Genomic DNA, 15,169 nt, shown 5'->3' with positions numbered 1-15,169 from the left:
CGCCGCCCGCGTGGTACGTTCGGGTATGAGCGACACCGCAGCGTCGGACGACGGCGAGGACGAGCCCGCCGTCGACGCCGAGGAGGTCAGACACGTCGCCGACCTCGCGCGGGTGCGGCTCGCCGACGACGAGGTCGACGAGTTCGCGGCGCAGTTCGGCGACATCTTGGAGTACTTCGAGGCGCTCGACGAGGTCCCCGAGACCGAGCGCGAGGAGGAACTGGTCAACGTGATGCGCCCGGACGAGATCGAGGCGGGGCTCTCGCAGGAGGAGGCGCTCGCGAACGCCGAGGAGACCGAGGACGGTTTCTTCGTCGGGCCGAAGGTGTCGTAGATGGCGGCCGACCTCAACGCCTTCGTGACGGAGGAGCGGATCGAGGGCGCCGACGACGCCGACGGCCCCCTCGCGGACGCGACCGTCGCGGTGAAGGACAACATCTCCACCGAGGGGATCCGGACGACCTGCGGCTCGGAGATGCTGGCCGACTACGTCCCGCCGTACTCCGCGACCGTCGTCGACCGGCTGACGGAGGCGGGCGCGACCGTCGTCGGCAAGACGAACATGGACGAGTTCGGGATGGGGACGACGACGGAGACCTCCGCGTTCGGTCCCACCAGAAATCCGGTCGACACCGACCGCGTCCCGGGCGGCTCCTCCGGGGGCTCCGCGGCCGCGGTCGCGGCGGGCGAGGCCGACGTGGCGCTCGGCTCCGACACGGGCGGCTCGGTGCGCTGTCCGGCCGCGTTCTGCGGCGTCGTCGGGATCAAGCCGACCTACGGGCTCGTCTCCCGGTACGGGCTCATCGCCTACGCGAACTCATTAGAGCAGATCGGGCCGATCGCGGGCACCGTCGAGGAGGCGGCCGCCGCGCTCGACGTCATCGCCGGCGACGACCCGAACGACGGGACGACGCGCGACCTCGCGGACGTGGAGGGCGCCGACCCCGACGCGAGCTACGCCGCGGCCGCCGACGGCGACGTCGAGGGGATGACGATAGGCGTCCCCGCGGAGCTGTTCGAGGGCGCCGACGAGCGCGTCGTCGAGACGGTCGAGGCCGCGATCGACGACCTCGAAGCGCGGGGCGCCGAGACGACCGAAATCTCGCTCCCCTCCGTCGAGCACGCGGTCCAGGCGTACTACGTGATCGCGATGGCGGAGGCCTCCTCGAACCTCGCGCGCTTCGACGGCGTGCGGTACGGGAACCGCGCCGAGTCGGACGGCAACTGGAACGAGTCGTTCGCGGAGACCCGCGAGGAGGGGTTCGGCGCGGAGGTCAAGCGCCGGATCCTGCTCGGCACGTACGCCCTCTCGGCCGGCTACCACGACAAGTACTACGAGAAGGCCCAGGACGCCCGCGCGTGGGTTCGACAGGACTTCGAGGACGCGTTCGACGACGTCGACGTGATCGCGTCGCCGACGATGCCGGTCCTCCCCTTCGAGCTCGGCGAGAGCCTCGACGACCCGCTGCGGATGTACCTCGCGGACGCGAACACGACCCCCGTCAACCTCGCGAACCTCCCAGCGGTCTCGGTGCCCGCCGGCGAGGCCGACGGGCTCCCGGTCGGGCTCCAGCTCGTCGGGCCGAAGTTCGGCGAGGAGACGATCGTTCGCGCCGCGAGCGCGGTCGAGGGCCGATGAGCCTCACCGAGGAGGAACGCGGGCGGCTCGCGGACGTGGTCCGCCTCCAGCCGACGAAGAACGGCGAGCTCCGGGACGCCTGGGAGATGGAGAGCGGCAGCGAGGTCCACGGCTACCTGGAGGAGCACCTGAAGGAGTACTACTACCGCGACGACGACAGCCTGATCCGCGCGACGGCGGAGGCGAACGACCTCGTCGACGTCGAGCCCGGGATCGAGCCCGACGCGGTCGCGCGCGGCGCCGTCCCGGAGACGATCCGCGTCCCGGAGCTGGAGTCGCGGGTGGTCGACGTGCTCGCCGGCCCCGACGAGCGCTCGCAGTCGGTCGTCAGCGTGCTCAACGCGCTCCGCGAGGCGTTCGACGCCGACCCCGAGGTGGACGCGGTGCGGCGCGCGCTCCGCAGCCTCGAACGCAAGAACGTCGTCGAGGTCGTCTACCGCACCGTGCCGACGTTCCGGCTGGCGGTCGAGCGCGACGAGATAACGGTCGAAATCGAGGAGTAGACCCCGCCACGCGGTGCGGTCTGCGACACTTCCGTCCGCCGACACGATTTTGTACCGCGACGGAGACCGTTACCCCGATGGCCGACGACGAGACCCTCCGCGAGCGCTTCCGCCGCAACGCGAGCGGCATCGCCGCCATGGTGGTGACCGGGACGTGGCTGGCGGCGCTGCTCCTCAACGCTGAATGGTGGCTCCCGTTCATGCTGTTCGGGTACATCGTGATCGTCCCGATCGTCTCGATGCTGTTCGACGAGGAGGAGTCCGAGTCGGTGTACGTCGAGTCCGACTCCGGGTCGGTCCGGGTCGAGCGGGGAGAGGCGGCGGAGCGCGACGAGGCGACGGGCGACACCACGGACGCCTTAGAGCGGCTGCGGACCCGGTACGCGAACGGCGACCTCACGGACGAGCAGTTCGAGCGCAAGCTCGACCGGCTGCTGGAGACCGAGACGCCGGAGGACGCCGCGGAGTGGGCCGAGCGTAACCGGTCCGCAGACCGGGAGCGCGACGCCGAGCGCGAGCGGTGACGCGAGGACCGGGTCGCGGCGATCGGAACCGTGGCGGTCTCCCGCCGGCGCGGCCGAACCTCAAGCTTCAATGCCCGCGGCCGACTCGTCCGCGTATGAGCGACCAGGAACTGCGGAAGGAGGCGCACGACCTCGACGTCACCGTCTGGGTCGGGAAGAAGGGCGTCGACGCGGTCGTCGACGAAACGTCCGACCAGCTCGACGACGCCAAGCTCGTGAAGGTGAAGTTCCTCCGAGCGGCCCGCGGCGGGACCACGACCGACGAGCTCGCGGAGGAACTCGCCGACGCGGTCGGCGCCGACCTGATCGAGACCCGCGGGAACACGGCGGTGCTCCACTGATGGGCGCTTCCGCGGGACCGCTCGGGCCGCTCGCGATCGCGGGGACGCTGGAGCCGTACCTCGGGCCGGCGACCGGTATCGTCGTCGACGCCGCGATCTTCCTCGCCGTCGTCGTCGCGACGTACGTCCTCTACAAGGCGGTCGTCGCCCCGCTCGCGCAGCGGGTGTTCGACAGGCAGGGGCTCGACGAACACGCGCGGCGGCCGCTCCAGAAGATCGTGGCGTTCCTCGTGTTGTTCGCGGGCGTCACGGTCGCGTTCGGCGCGGCGGGCTACCAGGGGTTCCTGCGCTCGCTGGCGACGATCGCGGCCGCGGCGACGCTCGCGATCGGCTTCGCCTTACAGGACGTGATCAAGAACTTCGTCGCGGGCGTGTTCATTTATACGGACAAGCCGTTCCGCATCGGCGACTGGATCGAGTGGAACGGGAACTCGGGGGTCGTCGAGGACATCTCCTTCCGGGTCACCCGGGTCCGCACGTTCGACAACGAGCTGCTCACGGTGCCGAACCACGCCCTGACGAGCGACGTGGTGAAGAACCCGGTCGCGAAGAAGACGCTCCGGCTGAAGTTCGTCTTCGGGATCGACTACGAGGACGACGTCGAGAAGGCGACGGACATCATCGTCGAGGAGGCCGAGAGGAGCGACGCGATCCTCGACGACCCCGCGCCGTCGGTCCGGCTGACCGAACTCGCCGACTCCTACGTCGGCCTCCAGTCGCGGATCTGGATCGACGACCCGTCGCGGGCCGACTTCGTGAAGGCGCGCGCCGACTACGTGAAGGCGGTCAAGGCGCGGTTCGACGAGGAGGGCATCTCGATCCCGTTCCCGCAGCGGACCGTCTCGGGGCGCAACGAGTGGACGGACCCCTCGTCGTTCGGCGGGGGCGACTGAACGCCCCGTCACGTCGTTCGGCGGGGGCGACTGACGGATCGGCCGCGCCCGGCGGGGTCGATAGTAACGAACTTGAGGGTCCGGTAACTGGGTGTGCCCATGCACGTGGTCGTCATCGGGGCCGGCGAGGTCGGGACGAGCATCGCCGCGAGTCTCGCGTCGGACCACGAGGTCGTCGTCGTCGACGTCGACCCGGACCGAGCCGAGCAGCTCAAGTACGAACTCGACGTCCTCACCATCGCCGGCGACGGCACGTCCTCGGAGATCCAGTCGGCCGCCGAGGTCGACCGCGCGGACATGGTCATCGCGTGTACCGACGACGACCAGACGAATCTCGTCGCCTGCGGCACCGCGAAGACGCTCGGCGGCGGGTTCACGATCGCCCGCGTGAAGAGCACCGACTTCCTGCGCACGTGGGAGGGGAACGAGGGCGCGTTCGGCGTCGACTTCATGGTGTGTACGGATCTGTTGACCGCGCAGAACATCGTCCGGGTCATCGGGCTCCCGGCGGCGGTCGACGTCGACCCGTTCGCGGGCGGGCTGGTCCAGATGGCGGAGTTCGAGATCGCGGAGGGGAGCCCCGTCGCCGGACAGACCGTCTCGGAGGCGGACCGCTTCGAGTCGCTCACCTTCGTCGGCCTGTTCCGAAACGGCGAGATGACCATTCCGCGCGGGGACACCGGCATCACGGTCGGCGACCGCGCGGTGGTGATCGGCAGCCCCGAGAGCGTCCAGTCGTTCGCGACCGACGTCGCGCCGGAGACGACGCCGGACCGCGCGGACGAGATCGTCGTCGTCGGCGGCAGCGAAATCGGCTACCAGACCGCCCGGCTGCTGGAGGAGCGCGAGTTCAAGCCGCGGCTGATCGAGCAGGACCCCGACCGCGCGCGCTGGCTCGCGGAGAACCTCCCGGACACCGTCGTGATGGAACACGACGCGACCGACACGGAGTTCCTCTCGCGCGAGCACGTCGACGAGGCCGACATCGTCGTCACCGCGCTCCGGTCCGACGAGAAGAACCTGCTCATCTCGGTGCTCGCCAAGCGCCTCGGCGTCGACCGCGTGATCGCCGTCGTCGACAGCCCGGATTACGTCACCGTCTTCGAGGAGATCGGCATCGATATCGCGATCAACCCCCGCACCGTGACCGCCGAGGAGATCACGCGGTTCACCTACGAGAGCGTCGCGGAGAACATCGCGGTGCTGGAGAACGACCAGGCGGAGGTCCTCGAACTCGAACTCACCGAGGGGTGCGGGCTCGTCGGGCGACCCATCTCGGAGATCGTCGCCGACAGCGACGTGCGGTTCGTCATCGGCGCGATCACCCGGAACCGCGAACTCGTCACGCCGCGGGGCGACACCGTCCTCCAGGCCGGCGACCACGTCATCCTGCTCGTCGAGTCCGACTCGGTGAGCGACATCGCCTCGATGGCCTGAGATGTCCGGAGGGTCCCGCATCCGCGTCGGCTGGCGTGCGAGCGTGGGGCTCACCGGCGACGTCCTCGCCGCCCTCCCCGTCCCGCTGGCGTTCCCGCTGCTGATCGCCGTCTACTACGGCGAGTCGCCGGTCCCGTTCCTCGCGGCGATCGCGGTCTCGCTCGCGCTCGGCGCGGCGTTCCGGTGGACGCGCGACCCCGCGGAGGACCTCGGACCGCGCGAGGCGTTCCTCGCGGTCGCGCTGATCTGGTTCCTCGTCGCCGCGGTCGGCGCGATCCCGTTCGTCGTGGCGGGTGTCGGCACGGTCGCGAACCCGGTGAACGCTATGTTCGAGTCGATGAGCGGGCTGACGACGACCGGCGCGACCGTCCTCCGAGACTTCTCGCTCCACTCTCGCTCGGTCATGATGTGGCGGCAGGTGATCCAGTGGCTCGGCGGGCTCGGCATCCTGATTCTGGCGACCGCGGTCCTCTCCGAGATCGGGGTCGGTGGGGCACAGCTGATGGAGTCGGAGTCGCAGACCCAGGACGTCAACAAGCTCACGCCGAAGATCTCGCGGACGGCGCAGCTGATCTGGGGGATCTACTTCGGCCTCACGGGGCTCGCGATAGCTGTCTACTTCCTGCTCGGGCTCGCGGTCGACCCGCAGATGGACCTGTACAACGCCGTCGCGCACGCGTTCACGTCGGTCGCGACCGCCGGGTTCTCGCCGGAGCCGCTCTCGGTCGGTGCGTTCCACCCACTGATCCAGTGGGCGGTCGTCCCGTTCATGGTGATCGGCTCGACCAGCTTCGTGCTCATCTACTTCGCCATTAACGGCGAGCCGATGCGCCTCCTGAAGAACGAGGAGTTCCACTTCTACCTCGGCGCGATGGGGACGCTCGCGTCGGTCGTCGCGCTCGGCCTCTTCCTCGATCCGAGCATCGCCTACGGTCCCGAGGCGACCCTCCGGCACGCCGTCTTCAACGTCGCGTCGGTCGTGACGACGACGGGGTACGCCAGCACCGACTACGTCCAGTGGGCGCCCGCGGCGAAACACATGCTGTTCATGGGGATGTTCGTCGGCGGGATGGTCGGGTCGACCACCTGCTCGATCAAGTCGCTGCGGTGGCTGGTCGCGCTGAAGTCGTTCAAGCGGAACCTCTACACCGCAATTCACCCGGACTCCGTGCGACCGGTCCGGATCTCGGGGAAGCCGATCGACGAGGGCGCGATCCGCGATATCTACGCGTACCTCCTCCTCAGCATCGTGATATTCTTTCTGCTCGCCATCGTCATCGTCGTCGACGCCGAACGGGCGGACGTCCCGGTCACCGAGTTCGAGGCGCTCGGCGCCGCGGCGACGACGTTCCTCAACATCGGCCCCGCGTTCGGCGACGCCGGGCCGTACGGGACGTTCGCGACGTTCCCGATGAGCACGCGGGCAGTGATGATCGTCTTAATGTGGATCGGTCGGATCGAGATCATCCCCGTTCTCGTGCTGTTCACGAAGGCGTTCTGGACCTCCTGAGCCCCGCCCCACCCCCTCCCCGACCGCGGCCGCGACGCGTCGCGACCGCCCGCGCCGTCCGCCGTTCGACAGTTTAATACAGCGAACGGGCGACTCCCATATCGATCGAGTGACTATGTCGGTGGGCGTCAACTGGAAGGCGAGCGTGGGGCTTCTCGGCGTCGGAATCAAGTATCTGGCCGCCACGCTGCTGGTCCCGCTGGTCGTCGCCGTCGCGTACGGCGAGGACGTCTGGGTCTTCCTGGTCTCGATGGCGCTCGTCGCGGGGGTCGGGTTCGCGATCGAACGTGTCGACGCCGACCCCGACCTCGGCCCCCGCGAGGCGCTGCTGTTCGTCTCGCTCGCGTGGCTCGCGGCGGCGGTCATCGGTACCATCCCGTACCTGCTTGCGGGCTACGGCACGGCGTCGACGATCGGGCTCCAGACCGGGTCGGTCGGCGCGTTCACCGAATCGATCGTCAACGCCCTGTTCGAGTCGATGAGCGGGTTCACGACGACGGGCGCGACGGTGCTGGGCGAGATCAGCACTGACCAGCACTCCCACGCCGTGCTGATGTGGCGCCAGCTCACCCAGTGGCTCGGCGGGATGGGGATCATCGTCCTGATGATCGCCATCCTCCCGGAGGTCGCGGTCAACGGCGCGCAGCTGATGGACTCGGAGGCGCCGGGCCCGGAGCTCCAGAAGCTCACGCCGAAGATCGCGGAGACGGCGCGCGCGCTCTGGCTGATCTACTTCGGGTTCACCGTGCTGATGATCGCGGTCCTGTACGGGCTCCACCTCGTTGGAATGGCGCCGAACATGGACCTGTACAACGCCGTCGCGCACGGATTCTCCACCCTCCCGACCGGCGGGTTCTCGCCGCAGGCCGAAAGCATCGGGTACTTTTCCGCGGCCGTTCAGTGGGTCGTCATCCCCTTCATGGTCGTCGCCGGCGTCAACTTCGCGCTGTTCTGGCACGTGCTGCGCGGCGAGGTCGACACGCTGCTGGAGAACGCGGAGTTCCGGACGTACGCCGGCGCGCTCGCCGTCGTCACCGCCCTGCTCGCCGTCCTCCTGTTCCGCGGCGCCGCGCCGGTCTTAGAGATCGGGGGCGCCACGGAGGGGGTCACGGAGAACGCGCTCCGGCAGGCAGCGTTCCAGATCGGCTCGCTGCTGAACTCCACCGGGTTTGCCACCTCGGACTTCGCGCAGTGGGACACGCACGCGCAGGTGCTGCTGCTGTTCGCGATGTTCATCGGCGGCTCCGCCGGCTCGACCGGCGGCGGTATCAAGATCGTCCGGTGGCTGATCGTCGCGAAGGCGATCCGCCGCGAGCTGTTCACCTCGGCGCACCCCGACGTCGTCCAGCCCGTCCGGCTCAGCGGGAGCGTCGTGGACGAGGACGCGATCCGCGGGATCATGGCGTTTACGCTGTTGTACCTCGTGCTTCTCGCCGTCTCGGCGGTGTTCCTCTCGCTGGACGCCGCGCGAGTCGGCACGCAGCTCACCGCGCTGGAGTCGTTCAGCGCCTCGCTCGCCACCATCGGGAACATCGGGCCCGGGTTCGGCCGGCTCGGACCGTTCGGGAGCTACCTCTTCTTCCCGGACTCCTCGAAGCTGCTGATGATATTCCTGATGTGGATCGGCCGGCTGGAGATCGTCCCGGTACTCGCGGTGTTCATCTCCGGGGTCGACGGGAGGTAGGCCGCTCTCTCGACCCGGCTCCGAGAGCGTATCTTCATAACCGACGAGGAGAGTGGTGTCCGTATGACGAGTTCCGACGACGCCGGCGGTCAGGACCTGCTCGGCCACGCGCTCCTCCCGGTCGCGAACGAGGACGACGCGCTGGCGACGGCGCGGGCGCTCGAACCGTACGACCCGGAGCGGGTGACCGCGCTCCACGTCGTCGAGAAGGGCGACGGGGTGCCGGACAAGACGCCCGTCGAGCAGTCGGAGGAGCTGGCCGCCGAGTCGTACGCGGCGGTCCGAACGGTGTTTCCCGACGCGAGCGAACACACCGCGTACGCCCGGGACGTGGTCGAGGCGATATTCGACGCCGCCGAGGAGGTGGACGCGACCGCGATCGCGTACCGCTCGCGCGGCGGGAACCGCCTCGTCCAGTTTCTCTCGGGCGACCTGTCGACCGAGCTCGTGACCGACGCGCCGGTTCCGGTCGTCGCGCTCCCGCGCGCGGAGGCGGACGAATGAGGGGCCGAGGTCGCCTCGCCTCCGAGCGCTGACCGGGTCCGACCGATGACGCCGACCGACGACCGCCCCACCGTCATGGTCGCGCTCTCGAACCCGCGGACGGAGGGTGCGCTCGTCGCGCTCGCCGGCGCCCTTGCCGAGCACAGGGGCGGCCGTCTCCTCGCCGTCCACGTCGTCACCGTTCCCGACCAGACGTCGCTGGAGACGGCCGCGGAGAACAGAGAGCGGCTCGACGACTCCTCCGAGGCGCTGCTCGCCGCCGCCGTCGACGACGCCGCGGCGTTCGACGCGCCCGTCGAGACGAAGACGATCCTCTCGCACCGCGGGATCGAGGAGGTGTTCGACGCCGCGCGGACGAACGACGCGGACGCCGTCGTGATGGGGTACGGCGGGGCCCGGTTCGCCGGCGGGCGCGTCGAAGGGTCGCTCGACGAAGTCGCCCGCGACCTCCCCTGCGACTTCCTCGTGCTGGACGGCCAGCAGCTGAACCTCTCTGAGGTGCTCGTGCCGACCGCCGGCGGGCCCTCCTCCGACCTCTCCGCGGAGGTCGCGCTGGCGCTCCGAGACGTCTCCGGCGCGGACGTGTCGCTGCTCCACGTCGTCGACGAGGGCGAGGAGGAGTCGGGTCGCGAGTTCCTCGCCGACTGGGCCGACGGCCACGGGCTCGTGGACGCGGACCTGCGGATCGAGGCGGGCGACGTCGGAACGACGATCGAACGGGTCGGCGCGGGGTACGACCTCGTGGTCGTCGGCGCCACGGAGCGCGGGCTCCTCTCGCGGGTCGTCCGCGGGTCGCTCGCGTCCGCGGCGATCGAGCGGCTCGACGCGCCGGTGCTGCTCGCGGAGTCCCCCTCGTCGCGGTCGCTCCGCGAGCGGCTGTTCGGCGGGCGCTGAGGGCGCGGGTTCAGTCGACGAGTGCCGCCCGGGCCGACGCCTCCTTTCAGAATATAATGAATATTTATACGCGACCGGCGGGTACCCGGGGGTATGTACGACGACGAGGAGCTCTCCGAGATCCGCGAGGCGAAGGAGTCGTGGGAGGCGGAGACGCTCGACCCGACCCTCGACCGCCATGGCGAGCGGAAGGAGCGGTTCGCGACCGTCTCGAACCGCGAGGTCGACCGGATCTACACCCCCGAGGACGTCGCGGACCTCGACTACGAGACGGACCTCGGCTTCCCGGGCGAGCCGCCGTACACCCGCGGCGTCTACCCGACGATGTACCGCGGTCGCACGTGGACGATGCGGCAGTTCGCGGGGTTCGGCACCGCCGAGGAGACCAACGAGCGGTTCCGCTACCTCATCGACGAGGGGCAGACCGGGCTCTCGACCGCCTTCGACATGCCCTCGCTGATGGGGATCGACTCCGACGACGAGATGTCGCTCGGCGAGGTGGGCAAGGAGGGCGTCGCGGTCGACACCCTCCGCGACATGGAGGTGCTGTTCGACGGCATCGACCTCGCCGAGGTGTCGACCTCCTTCACGATCAACCCGAGTGCGCCGGTGATCTACGCGATGTACGTCGCGCTCGCGGACCGTCGCGGGATTCCGCGCGAGGAGCTTCGGGGGACCCTCCAGAACGACATGCTCAAGGAGTTCATCGCGCAGAAGGAGTGGGTGATCCCGCCGGAGCCCTCCCTCGATCTGGTGACCGACACGATCGAGTTCGCGGTCGCGGAGACGCCCAAGTTCAAGCCCATCTCGGTGTCGGGCTACCACATCCGCGAGGCGGGGTCGACCGCGGTCCAGGAGCTCGCCTTCACCCTCGCCGACGGGTTCGCGTACGTCGAGGCGTGCCTCGACCGCGGGCTCGACGTCGACGAGTTCGCCCCGCAGCTCTCCTTCTTCTTCAACTCGCACAACTCGCTGTTCGAGGAGGTCGCGAAGTTCCGCGCCGCGCGCCGGATCTACGCGAACGTCATGGAGGACTGGTACGGCGCCGAGGCCGAGGCGTCGAAGCGGCTGAAGTTCCACACCCAGACCGCGGGGCAGTCGCTGACGGCCCAGCAGCCGCTGAACAACGTCGCGCGCGTCACGATCCAGGCGCTGGCGGGCGTGCTGGGCGGCACCCAGAGCCTCCACACGAACTCCTTCGACGAGGCGCTCGCGCTCCCCTCCGAGCAGGCCGTGCGCGTCGCGCTCCGCACCCAGCAGATCATCGCCGAGGAGTCGGGCGCGGCCGACATCGTCGACCCGCTCGGCGGCTCCTTCGCGGTCGAGAGCCTCACCGACGAGACGGAGGCGGAGGCGATGGAGTACATCGAGGAGATCAGAGAGATGGGCGACGGCTCCGTGCGCGACGGCGTCCTCCGCGGCATCGAGCAGGGGTACTTCCACCGCGAGATCCAGGAGTCTGCCTACGAGTACCAGGAGCGCGTCGACGAGGGCGAGGAGACGGTCGTCGGCGTCAACGCCTACGAGATCGAGGAGGACACCCGGCCGGACCTCCTGAAGGTCGACGAGACCACTCGGGAGCGCCAGCTCGACCGGCTGGAGTCGGTGAAGGCCGAGCGCGACGACGACGCGGTCGAGGCCGCGTTGGACGACCTCCGCGACGCCGTCGACGCCGGCGAGAACGTCATGCCCGCGGTCGTCGCGGCGGTGAAGGCGTACGCGACGATGGGCGAGATCATGGGCGTGTTCGAGGCGGAACACGGCGCGTACCGCGAGCGGATCGGCGTCGCCTGACCGCGGACGAGGAAGCGTGAAACGGGGCGGACCGACGGCGGTCCCGCGGGGGAGCGCGGGCGGCGCTACGAGACCTCCCTTACGCCGTCTCGACCGGCCGCGCGGACTCCGCGCACCACGCGTTACCCCGGCGGCCCGCCCGCCGGAGGTCGAGCTCGACGACCGAGCCGGCGTCGAGCGACGACAGCTCGGCCTCCACGTCGGGGTCGTCGTACTCGACGACGTACAGCGTCCCGTTGCGCGGGTATTCGCGGAGCGTGATCGCTCCGTGGTCGTTACACGCGTCGACGACCGTGTACTTGCCTGTGCGGTCCATCCCGAGTCGAGCTACGTAGTGTTCCTTGTTAACAGTTGTCCGGGTGGGCGGCGCGGCCGCACGCACCCGTCACCCGGCCGCGAACGGTCCATTTTAATCGGCCCGTCGCCTCGCTCGGGTATGACGGAGACGGAGATCCCCGAGGACCACCCGCGGTACGCGTCGCTCGTGACGCGCCACCGGATCGAGGCGGGCGTGGAGAAGGGGATCACCTCGAAGCAGGGGCTGATCGCGCAGGGAAGAGGGGAGGCGTTCGACTACCTCCTCGGCGAGCGCACCCTCCCGAGCGCCGACGACGCCGCGCGCGCCGCGGCCGCGACGCTCCTGCTCGCCGACCGCCCCGTGATCTCGGTCAACGGTAACGTCGCGGCGCTCGCGCCGGCGGAGACGGTCGCCCTCGCGGACGCGGTCGGCGCCGACCTGGAGGTGAACCTGTTCAACCACACCGACGAGCGCGTCCGCCGGATCGCCGACCACCTCCGCGAGCACGGCGCCGAGGAGGTGAAGGGACTCGCCGGGGACGGCGAGATCCCCGGGCTCGACCACGCGCGCGGCGTCGTCGACGCCGACGGGATCGAGGCGGCCGACGTCGTCGTGGTCCCCCTGGAGGACGGCGACCGCGCCGCCGCGCTCGACGCGATGGGGAAGACGGAGATCGTCGTCGACCTCAACCCGGGAAGCCGCTCGCCGCGGACCGCCGACGTGCCGATCGTCGACAACCTGCTGCGCGCGGTGCCGAACGTGACGGCGCACGCGGAGGACCTCGCGGACGCGACGCCCGCTGAACTGGAGCGGATCGGCGACGAGTTCGACGCCGACGCCGCGCTCGACGCGGCCGAGGCGGCGATCCGCGAGGGGTCGTTCGCGGACGCGGACCCGGAGTAGTTCGACGGTCGCCCCCGCCGGAAGGCAAAAGCGTGCGCCGCCCCTAACAGTCGGTATGGAACTCGACGAGACGGACCGGGCGATCCTGCGGATCCTCCAGGAGGACGCGCGGACCCCGTTCTCGGAGGTCGCGCGCCGGATCGACATGTCCAGTGCGACCGTCCACGACCGAGTGAGTCGCCTCGAAGAGGCCGGCGTCATCCGGGGGTACCACGCCGACATCGACCCGAAGGCGGTCGGGTACGGAGTGGGCGCGTTCGTGGGCCTGCGCGTCGAGCAAGGTCGCGAGGAGGACGCGCTCGACCGGCTCCGCGGCATCGACGGCGTGCGCGAGATCCACCTCACCACCGGCGAGTGGGACGTGATCCTCCGGGTCGTCGCGGCCGACACCGACCGGCTCCGCGAGCTGATGTTCGATCGGATCGCGGAGACCGAGGGGTTCTCGCGCTCGCAGACGATGGTCATCCTCGGGACCGACTACGAGCAGCCCGGGCCGCCGCTGTAGGCGGACGCGTGGCGGGCGGCGTCCGGCGGTCCGGTTCGTGTGCGACCGTCCCGCTCGTGCGCGACCGGAACGCTCAACTCGGGACCTCCCCGAACGGTGACCATGAGCACAGGAGTGGCCGACGGGTTCGACCCGTCGCCGGAGCGCGCGTGGGCGGCGGTCGTCGGGGGCGTCACGGCGCTTTTGGCGGTCGGGTCGGTCGTCTTCCCGCGCGTCGTCTACGACCGGTTCCTCTGGCGCTACTTCTGGGGGCCGGTCGTCGCCGACGGCGAGGGCGCGCAGTGCGCGGTCCGAGAGGCCGGGGGCACCACGGAGCTGCTCGGCAGCAGCGCGGCGTGTCAGGCGGCGCGGAGCGCCGGCGAGGTCGTCGCGTCGCCGGGGTACACCACCTTCTCGACGGTGAGCTACGTGGTGATCCTCCTGGCGATGCTGATCGGCGTCGTCTTCCTCCTCCGCCGGCTCGACATCGCGACGGAGCTCCGCTTCTTCTACGCGCTGTTCCCGTTCATGCTGTTCGGCGGGGCGATGCGGACGGTCGAGGACGCGGGCGTGGCGGCGACCGACGCCGGGGTCGAACCCCTAATCGCTTTCCCGGCCAGCGCGGTGCTGATCAGCCCGTTCATCTACTTCACGGTGTTCCTGTTCACGCTCGCGTGCGTCCTCGCGGCGTACGGGCTCGAACGCCGGGACATCGTCGACGACTACGCGCGCCCGCTGTTCGCGTCGGGGACCGCGGGGCTCGCGCTCGCGGTCGGCTACCTGTCCTATCTCGCGGCCACGACCGACTACGTCACCTTCTACCCGCAGGTGCTCGTCCCGACGCTCGTCATCGCGACGGCCGCGACCGCGGTCACGTGGGCGATCGCGACCCGGCGGATTCCGACGATCCGGCAGGGGACCGGCGCGGCGGGGATCGTGATCATCTGGGGGCACGCGATCGACGGCGTCGCGAACGTGATCGGGCTCAACTGGATGCCCGCGCTAACCGGCACCCCGAACCTCGTGCCGAAGCACGTCGTCAACGCGCTGATCGTCGACTGGACCGGGCGCCTGCTCCCCGACTCGATCCTCGCCGTCACCGGCGACGCGTGGCCCTTCCTCCTCGTGAAGCTCGCGGCCGCGACGTTCGTCGTCTGGGTGTTCAACGGCGAGATGTACGAGGAGTCGCCGCGGTACACGCTGCTGCTGCTTATTACGGTGTTGGCCGTGGGGCTCGGACCCGGAACGCGGGACATGCTGCGCGCGACGTTCGGGGTTTAAGTAGCCGATTCGGCTTCGGTTTGTTATTTATAAGGGATTCCCGTGGGTGGCGTTGCGAACACGTCCAACCCCTCAGCGGCTCGCTTATAAATTGCCGATAGCGGATCGGCAGCGAACACCTCCAAAGCCCCAGCCGTGAGGGCGTCGTACGCTCGCTGCGGTCCTCGGTCGCTCGCTCCGCTCGCTCTCTGCGGTCCTTGCGTCGCCTACGACGCCCTCACGGCTGCCCCTTTGAGTCCCGCCCCGCACCGCAGCCTCACGCCTCCCCAGCCTCGCGGCTCGCTCGGGACTCCCTTCGGTCGCCCTCGCTCGCCGCGTCCCTCGCGCGTGCGACTCGCGCCCTGCGGGCGCTCGTCGGCACGCAGGGAGGCGCGACGCGCCTCTTGCAGCCGGCGGCTCTGCCGCCGGCGACGCCACCGCCGACAATTTATAAGCAGTTTTCAGAGAACGCGCCGGGGTTGGTCATTCGACGCCGCTCCG

The 15,169-nt window shown here is 69.9% G+C and carries 15 protein-coding genes and 1 pseudogene; 15 read left to right on the top strand and 1 reads right to left on the bottom strand.

What is annotated here, in order from left to right; translation table 11 throughout:
• The first annotated feature begins 25 nt into the window (after positions 1 to 25).
• From gatC to AC4NMM_RS08040, 12 genes and pseudogenes are all read left to right on the top strand, one after another.
• Positions 26 to 334, top strand: coding sequence for an Asp-tRNA(Asn)/Glu-tRNA(Gln) amidotransferase subunit GatC (gatC, locus tag AC4NMM_RS08095; RefSeq protein WP_096393180.1), 309 nt, complete (start codon positions 26 to 28; stop codon positions 332 to 334).
• A complete protein-coding gene (gatA, locus tag AC4NMM_RS08090; protein WP_096393181.1) occupies positions 335 to 1,639 on the top strand; it encodes an Asp-tRNA(Asn)/Glu-tRNA(Gln) amidotransferase subunit GatA in 1,305 nt (434 codons plus the stop codon).
• Entirely contained in the window at positions 1,636 to 2,142 is a 507-nt protein-coding gene (locus tag AC4NMM_RS08085; RefSeq protein WP_096393182.1) for a DUF5797 family protein, read from the top strand. The genes gatA and AC4NMM_RS08085 overlap by 4 nt, the downstream gene beginning before the upstream one ends.
• A gap of 77 nt (positions 2,143 to 2,219) precedes the next feature.
• Positions 2,220 to 2,666, top strand: a complete 447-nt coding sequence (locus tag AC4NMM_RS08080) for an SHOCT domain-containing protein (RefSeq protein ID WP_096393183.1) — start codon at positions 2,220 to 2,222, stop codon at positions 2,664 to 2,666.
• A 95-nt stretch (positions 2,667 to 2,761) separates the two neighbouring features.
• A complete protein-coding gene (locus tag AC4NMM_RS08075; RefSeq protein WP_096393184.1) occupies positions 2,762 to 3,007 on the top strand; it encodes a YhbY family RNA-binding protein in 246 nt (81 codons plus the stop codon).
• Positions 3,007 to 3,900 carry a mechanosensitive ion channel family protein gene (locus tag AC4NMM_RS08070; RefSeq protein WP_491924037.1) on the top strand — a complete coding sequence of 298 codons (894 nt, stop codon included), beginning with the start codon at positions 3,007 to 3,009 and terminating at the stop codon, positions 3,898 to 3,900. Before AC4NMM_RS08075 ends, AC4NMM_RS08070 begins: the two co-directional genes overlap by 1 nt.
• Positions 3,901 to 3,999: 99 nt before the next feature.
• Positions 4,000 to 5,337 (top strand): Trk system potassium transporter TrkA, encoded by a 1,338-nt coding sequence (gene trkA, locus AC4NMM_RS08065; protein ID WP_096393186.1) that lies wholly within the window; start codon positions 4,000 to 4,002, stop codon positions 5,335 to 5,337.
• Position 5,338: 1 nt separating this feature from the next.
• Positions 5,339 to 6,847 (top strand): TrkH family potassium uptake protein, encoded by a 1,509-nt coding sequence (locus AC4NMM_RS08060; RefSeq protein WP_096393187.1) that lies wholly within the window; start codon positions 5,339 to 5,341, stop codon positions 6,845 to 6,847.
• A gap of 115 nt (positions 6,848 to 6,962) precedes the next feature.
• Positions 6,963 to 8,531 (top strand): TrkH family potassium uptake protein, encoded by a 1,569-nt coding sequence (locus tag AC4NMM_RS08055; RefSeq protein WP_096393188.1) that lies wholly within the window; start codon positions 6,963 to 6,965, stop codon positions 8,529 to 8,531.
• Positions 8,532 to 8,594: 63 nt separating this feature from the next.
• On the top strand, positions 8,595 to 9,035 hold the full coding sequence (locus AC4NMM_RS08050) for a universal stress protein (protein ID WP_491924036.1): 441 nt from the start codon (positions 8,595 to 8,597) through the stop codon (positions 9,033 to 9,035).
• 66 nt (positions 9,036 to 9,101) lie between these two features.
• A pseudogene (locus AC4NMM_RS08045) lies at positions 9,102 to 9,929 on the top strand (universal stress protein); the annotation flags it as partial.
• Between the two features lie 93 nt (positions 9,930 to 10,022).
• Positions 10,023 to 11,723 carry an acyl-CoA mutase large subunit family protein gene (locus tag AC4NMM_RS08040; protein WP_491924035.1) on the top strand — a complete coding sequence of 567 codons (1,701 nt, stop codon included), beginning with the start codon at positions 10,023 to 10,025 and terminating at the stop codon, positions 11,721 to 11,723.
• 79 nt (positions 11,724 to 11,802) lie between these two features.
• Here the strand turns inward: AC4NMM_RS08040 and AC4NMM_RS08035 are convergent, their stop codons facing one another.
• Complete coding sequence (locus tag AC4NMM_RS08035) at positions 11,803 to 12,039, bottom strand: DUF7999 family protein (protein ID WP_096393192.1); 237 nt, start codon at positions 12,037 to 12,039, stop codon at positions 11,803 to 11,805.
• A 120-nt stretch (positions 12,040 to 12,159) separates the two neighbouring features.
• On the opposite strand from AC4NMM_RS08035, the gene AC4NMM_RS08030 reads away from it, so the two are divergent.
• The 3 genes from AC4NMM_RS08030 (at position 12,160) to AC4NMM_RS08020 (ending at position 14,689) form a co-directional block, all read left to right on the top strand.
• Positions 12,160 to 12,924, top strand: a complete 765-nt coding sequence (locus AC4NMM_RS08030) for a 4-phosphopantoate--beta-alanine ligase (protein WP_096393193.1) — start codon at positions 12,160 to 12,162, stop codon at positions 12,922 to 12,924.
• Positions 12,925 to 12,979: 55 nt separating this feature from the next.
• The gene (locus AC4NMM_RS08025) at positions 12,980 to 13,429 is read left to right on the top strand and encodes an Lrp/AsnC family transcriptional regulator (protein WP_096393194.1); all 450 of its coding nucleotides are present in this window, start codon (positions 12,980 to 12,982) and stop codon (positions 13,427 to 13,429) included.
• A 102-nt stretch (positions 13,430 to 13,531) separates the two neighbouring features.
• Positions 13,532 to 14,689: a DUF63 family protein gene (locus AC4NMM_RS08020; RefSeq protein ID WP_096393195.1), complete on the top strand. Its 1,158-nt coding sequence runs from the start codon at positions 13,532 to 13,534 to the stop codon at positions 14,687 to 14,689.
• Positions 14,690 to 15,169 lie beyond the last annotated feature (480 nt).

This window comes from Halorubrum sp. SD41 (assembly GCF_058630335.1).
Note: the sequence above shows the minus strand (reverse complement) of the source record. Positions and strands in the feature narration are given on the sequence as shown.